The following is a 6,731-nucleotide window of genomic DNA, read 5'->3' as shown; positions in this document are numbered from 1 at the left end:
GTGGTCGCGCGGGCGTCCTTGCGGGCGCGTTCCTGCCGGTAGTAGTCGGCGCGGGCCCGGTCCTCGGCGGTGGCGGCCATCGGGGTCATCGGCCAGAGCCGGGTGAGGAAGGCGGGCAGGTCCTCGGCGGGCGGGCAGGTCAGCGCGAGTACATCGGGCAGGGCCGCGCGCACGCGGGCGACTTCGACGGGGTTGTCGTCGAGATACACGAAGTCGGCGAGACCGAGGTTCAGGCTGCCCGCCAGCTCCGCCAGGCGAGTGGGTTTGTCGTCCCAGCCCGCCGAGACGGCCGCGAAGTCGTCGTGGCGCAGGGGGCTGTCGGCGCGGTCGAGGATGGCGCGGACCACGTCCTCGTCGTTGTTGCTGACCAGGGCGAGCAGTGTTCCGGCCGCGCGCCACTGGCGCAACCGGGCGGCCAGGGCGCGGCGGGCGTCGTCGAAGACGACGGCGTCCGAACCGATCTCACTGGCGGTGCCGCTCCACAGGGTGTCGTCACCGTCGACGGCGATCACTTTCGGCGCGGGTTCGGTGACCGCGGCGACGGTGTCGGCGAGGGCGAGGGCGACGGCGGCCTGGAATTCGGTGGTGAACGGCAGGTGCGCGAGCACTTCGGCACGTTCGTCGAAGACGTCGGGCACCCGGTGGCGGCGGGTCCACTCCCCGGAGTCCAGCACCGCGACGCCGGGGACGGCGCGCAGGCGCTCGGCGACCTTCCGTTCCCAGTCCAGCAGTCGTGGTGCGGGCCGGTGCGAGGGCAGGATGCCGACGATCAGCGGCCGGTGGGTGCGTTCGATCAGGGCGCGCACCGCCGCCGGGTACTCCTCGGCCTGTTCGGCGAGCAGTTCGTCGCTGAGCGCGCCGAATCGTTCCAGATCGCAGGCACGCAACAGGGCGATGCCGAGAGCCGTGGACGGCTGCGCGAACACCCCGGAGGGATCGCGCAGGGCGGCGGTCAGGTGGTGGTAGGGCGCTTCGGCGACGGTGACCGGGGCGCTCTCGGCCGAGGCGGCGGCCAGCAGTTCGGGCAGCCTGCCGAGCGCGAAGGTGGCGCCGACGGCCACGCGCGTGCCGGTCGGCGACGCACCGGCCCCGGGGAGGACCGCGGGCGCACCGGGGTCGGCCGTCACGGCGGCGACGGTGTCCAGGTACCGCCTGCCCAGGTCGGCGCAGGCGGCCGCGTCGAGGATGTCGCTGTTGTAGGTCAGCCACACCTGGCCGGTGTCCGGCAGCACCGCCACCATCAGGTCCAGGTCGGAGTAGCCGGTGCTCATCGGCACCAGCTCGACCCCGCCCGCGGCGGCGGGGGCGCGCAGGTAGTTGAAGTACACCTCCACCAGCGGGGCGTTCTCGCGGTAGAGCCCCTGGGCGGCCAGCGTCGCCAGCACGTCGCCGAATCCCGCGCCGGGGACGAGCAGTCCGCGCAGCCGTTCGCCGGTGCGGCGCACCAGGTCGGCGACCGCCTCGCCGGGTTCGACCGAGGCGGGGAACGGCACCGGCACACCGAAGTAACCGACCGCGCCGTTCGCGTCGGCGTGCATGCGGGTGTCCACGGGGACGGCGAGGGCGAAGCGGTCGGCACCGTCGCGGCGGGACAGTCCGTCCCGGGGCGGGGTGTGGCGGGACAGGAACAGCGTGAGCGCGCCGAGGAACACCGCCGCGGGGGTGACGCCGAGTTCGCGTGCCCGTTCGGCGACCCGCTCGTGCAGCCCGGCGGGCAGATCGACCGCCAGCGCGCCCGCGCGGTAGGTGCGTTCGGCGGGGCGGTTCGCGCCGAGCTCGAGCCTGCGAGCGCCCGTGAACGCCTCCCGCCACCGGGTCACGAACTCCTGGTCCGTGTCCGGCTCGTCCGCCTGGGCCGAGAGCAGCCTGTGCACGTCGCGATTGGTCGGCGGCTCGCCGGGCGTGCCTTGGCCGGACAGCTCGGCGGCGAGTTCGGCCGCGACCAGCAGCACCGATCGCACGTCGCTCATGCTGTGATGTGCGCCGATGAGCAGGATCTGCCCGGCCGCACCGCCGTCGAGCAGTTCGAACCGCCACAGCGGTCCGGTCGCCAGGTCGAACGGCTCGGCCATCAGTTCCCGGAAGGGGGCGGCGGCGAGCGCGTCGTCGCGGCCGTCGACGGGTCGCCAGCCGCCGAGGACGCCGGGCTCACGGGTGATCGCCAGGTGCCTGCCCTGCTCGCCGGAGCGGATGGTGGTGCGCAGGGCGGCATGGCGAGCGGCGAGGACGGTGAGCGCGCGCCGGTAGGCGGCGGGCGTGACCGCGGCGGGCAGGCGAAGAGCGAGGCCGCCGGTCTGGGCCGCGCTGGGAATGCCCAGCTGCTCGGTGCGAAGCAGGCGCACCATGTCCCTGGTCACCGGCAGGATCTCCAGTTCGGGCGCCACGTCGGCCTCGGCCTCGGCCGGCGCCGTTGAGCTCGCGTCGTGAATCTGCTCGACGAGGTGGTCGGCGAGCGCGGTCAGGTCGCTGTCGGCGAGGATCGCGCCGAGCGGCACCACGATGCCGGTGTGCTCGCGCACCGTGTTGCGCAGTTCCACGGCCATGAGCGAGTCGAGACCGAGGCTCTGGAAACTCTGGTCCAGCGCCACGGCGTCGCCGCCGTCGTGGCCGAGCACCCGGCCGGTCCACTCCGCGACGGCGGCGCGGGCCAGCGCCACGGCCTCGGCGCGGGAGGCGGCGCGCAGGCGTTCGGCGAAACCGGTGCCCGCCGTGGTCTGCCCCGCGCCGCGCTCGGCCGTCGCCCGCCTGGCCCGGCCGCGCACGAGTCCGCGCACCAGCGGCGGCAGGTCGGACCCGCGCCGCAGTGCGTCGGCGTCAAGCAGCAGCGGTACGACGACCGGCTCGTCCACCCGCAGGGCGGCGTCGAAGCAGGCCATGCCCTCGGGCACCGAGAACGCCCGCACACCGGCACGGGTGATGCGGCGGATGTCGGCCTGGGACATGTGCTCGTGCATGTCCACCTCCCACGCGCCCCAGGCCAGCGCCTGCGCGGGCAGGCCGAGGCGGCGCCGGTGCGCGGCCAGCGCGTCGAGATAGGCGTTGGCCGCCGCGTAGTTGGCCTGGCCGGGGGTGCCGAACAGGCTGCCCGCCGCCGAGAACAGCACGAACAGCGACAACGCGCGGTCGGCGGTGAGTTCGTGCAGATGCTGCGCGGCGTCGACCTTCGGACGCAGGACGGCGTCGAGACGTTCGGGGGTGAGGGCGCCGAGGGTGCCGTCGTCGAGGACCGTGGCGGCGTGCACCACGCCGGGCAGCGGCAGGTCGGCGAGCAGCGCCGCCAGGGCGGCGCGGTCGGTGACGTCGCAGCGTTCGAAGCGCACCCGGACCCCACGGCGGGTGAGTTCGTCGCGCAGCGCGGCGCCGCCGGGACCGTCGATGCCGCGGCGGCTGACCAGCACCAGGTCACGGGCGCCGTAGGCGTCGGCCAGGTGCAGGGCCAGCGCCGACCCCAGCCGCCCCGGCGCACCGGTGACCAGGACCGCGCCATCGCCCAGCCGCCTGCGGCCCGCGGTGGTGTTCGCCGGCTCCGGCAGGCGGGCCAGGCGGGGCACATGGGCGACGCCGGCGCGGATCGCCCACTGCGGTTCGTCGCTGGTCACGAGCGCGGTGAGATCGATGGCGGCCGGTGTGGCCGGACCGATCGGCGCCACGGGGCCGGGCAGCGCGGCCGGGCCGATCGGGGGGACCGAGCCGGTCGGCGCGGATTCCTCTGCCCCGCCGGCCAGATCGAGCAACACGATCCGGCCGGGGTTCTCGGACTGCGCCGAGCGCACCAGCCCCCAGACGACCGCGCCCGCGGGGTCGGGAGCCTCGTCGCCGGGCAGCGCGACCGCGCCGCTGGTCTGCACGACGATGCTGCTGCGCTCGAAGCGGGGATCGGCGAGGAGCTGTTGCAGGGTGGCCAGCATGTGCTGTGCCGCGTCGTGGGCGGCTCGCGGGGAGCCGCCGGTGCGAGCGGGCACGACCACGATGTCGGCGGGGACGAAATCGGCGGGCAACGATTCGAGCGGCGCGGGATCGGCTGTCTCCCAGTGATGGACGGTGCCCGCCCGCGACACGGCGGGCAGCTCGCGCGGAGTCCAGCGCACGGTGTAGAGCCTGCGGTGCGCGGGCGTGAGGGCGGCGGTGGCCCAGTGCACCGCGCCGACCGGGCGAGACAGCACCGACCCGACCGAGATCACCGGGCGGCCGGCTGGATCGGTGGCGGTGAGGGCGATGCTGTCCCGGCCGGATCGGGTGAGCCGCACGCGCAGCGCGGTCGCACCGGAGGCCGTGAGCGTCACGTCGCTCCACACGAAGGGCAGCAGTGCGCTGCCGGTGTCGGCGGCGAACAGGGTGGTGGCGTGCAGGGCCGCGTCGAGCAGGGCCGGGTGGATGCCGAAGGTCGCGGCGTCGCCGTGGGCGGATTCGTCGAGTTCGACTTCCGCGTAGAAGTCGTCCGGGACCAGCGGAACCCGCCACACCGCGCGGACGGCGCGGAACGCGGGACCGTACTGGTGGCCACGGGCGGCGAGCCGGGCGTACAGCTCGCCGACGTCGACCGGGACGGCACCACTGGGTGGCCACTGCGCCACCGGGCCCGGCGCACCGAAGACCGCCGGGGGTCGGCCGGTCCGTGCCGCCGACGATTCCGCCGCTTCGGCCAACCGTCCCTCGGCGTGCAGCGTCCATGCCGGATCGGGATCGCGATCCTCGCGCCCGTAGACGCGCACGGTGCGCTCACCGGCGGTGTCCTCCCCGCCGACCACCACCTGCACCCGCACGGCCTCCCGGTCCGGGACCAGCAGCGGGGCCCGCAGCACCAGCTCACGCACCAACGGCGTGCCGACCTCGTCGCCCGCGCGCACCGCCATCTCGACCAGTGCGGCGCCGGGAATCAGCACCGCGCCGGGGCCTGCGTGGTCGCCGACCCATGGCTGCCGACCGCGCGAGATCCGCCCGGTCAGCGTCACCCCGCCGGTCTCCGGGTCGGGCACGGCCGCGCCGAGGATCGGGTGCCCGAGGGATTCGCCGGGGTTGAGCGCGTCACCGTGACGGATCGACTCGGTCCAGAACCGGCGCTCGTCGAAGGCATAGGTGGGCAGGTCGACACGGCCGGATTCGGGCAGCAGCGCGGCCCAGTCGAGTTCGTGCCCGGCCACATACAGCTGTGCCCTGGCTCGTGCCAGGCAGGCGGGGCCGTCCTCGTCGCGCACCAGCGAACCGACCGCCACCACCTCGCGCCCCTGTTCCTCCGCGACCGCCTGCACCGCCGCGGTGAGGGAGGGGTGCACACCGAGTTCCACGAAGTACCGGAAGCCGTCGGCGATCATCGACCGGACCGCCTCGGCGAACCGGACGGTCTCGCGGGCATTGCGGTACCAGTAGCGCGGATCGGTCTGCTCACCGCCGACCGGTGCGCCGGAAACAGTCGAATACCACTGCGTGACCGGGTTGTTCCCCGTGATATCGGCCAGTTCGCCGTTCAGCGGCTCGCGGATGGATTCGATCAGGCGGCAGTGTCCGGCGAATCCCGGCCCGGACGCGCCGAGCCTGGTGTAGACGCCCTCGCGGTCCAGGTCGGCGAGTAGTTCCGTCACGGCCTGCTGCTCCCCCGCCACCACGGTGGAGCGGGGCACGTTCACCGCGGCGACGGAGACCCGGCCGTCGAGAGCGGCGAGTCGTGCCGTCACCCGGTCGGCGGGCAGACCCACCACCGCCATCGCGCCGGGCTGGGTGATCTCGCTCATCAGCCTGCTGCGGGTGACCACGATGCGGGCGGCGTCGCGGAGTTCGAGCGCGCCCGCGCAGTAGGCGGCGGCTATCTCGCCCTGGCTGTGGCCGACCACCGCGTCCGGCACCACGCCCGCCGCCCGCCAGGACGCCGCCAGCGCGGCCATGGTGGCGAACAGCAACGGCTGCACGACCGGGAAGTCGATCAGGTCGGCGGCGGTCATCGCGGTCAGCCGGTCGGCGAGCGACCAGCCGAGCAACGCGGCGAACTCCTTGTCGCAGTGCAGGAATTCGGCGCGGAAGTCCTCGTCTCGGATGAGCAGGTCGCGGGCCATGCCGACCCACTGGCCGCCCTGGCCGGGGAAGACGAAGGCGGTCCTGCCGTGGGTGAGCACAGCCCCGTCACCGGCCACGGCATGCGCGGAGGCGCGGCCCTCCACCAGGTCGGTCAGGCCGGTGACCATGCCGTCGCGGTCGGCGGCGACCACCACCGCGCGACGCTCGAAGCGGGTGCGTTCGAAGGCCAGCGAGCGGGCCACCGGTCCCGGCGCCAGCGTCCGGTCGGAGAGGACGAGGTCGCGCAGGCGCCGGGCCTGGCCGTGCAGTGCCGCCTCGCTGCGCGCGGAGATCGGCAACAGGACGATCCGGTCGCCGGAGGTCCCCGGCCCGGCCGCGGGTGCGGGGGCGGGGACCGGCGGCGCCTGCTCGAGGATCAGGTGGGCGTTGGTGCCGCTGAGGCCGAACGCGCTGACACCGGCCCGGCGCGGTCGCTCCCCCGCCGGCCACGGCATCGGTTCGGCCTGCACGGCGATGCCGCTGCCCGTCCAGTCGACGTGTGGGGAGGGCTGGTGCGCGTGCAGCGTGGCGGGGATGCGCTCGTGCCGTAGCGCCAGCACCAGTTTGATGATGCTCGCGACCCCCGCCGCGGCCTGGGTGTGGCCGAGATTGGACTTGAGCGAGCCGACGCCGAGCGGGCGGCGCGCCTCGCGGCCGGGTCCGTAGACGCGGGCCAGCGCACG

General features: G+C 74.8%; 1 protein-coding gene. It reads right to left on the bottom strand.

The window, feature by feature from the left end; translation table 11 throughout:
- A partial coding sequence (locus QH283_RS09625) for an HAD-IIIC family phosphatase (RefSeq protein ID WP_280502670.1) occupies nucleotides 1-6,731 on the bottom strand: 6,731 nt, incomplete at both ends.

This window comes from Nocardia farcinica (assembly GCF_029867845.1).
In the GTDB taxonomy this organism is placed as follows: domain Bacteria; phylum Actinomycetota; class Actinomycetes; order Mycobacteriales; family Mycobacteriaceae; genus Nocardia; species Nocardia farcinica_A.
The sequence above is the reverse complement of the archived record's forward strand: the minus strand, read 5'-3'. Positions and strand labels throughout refer to the sequence as shown.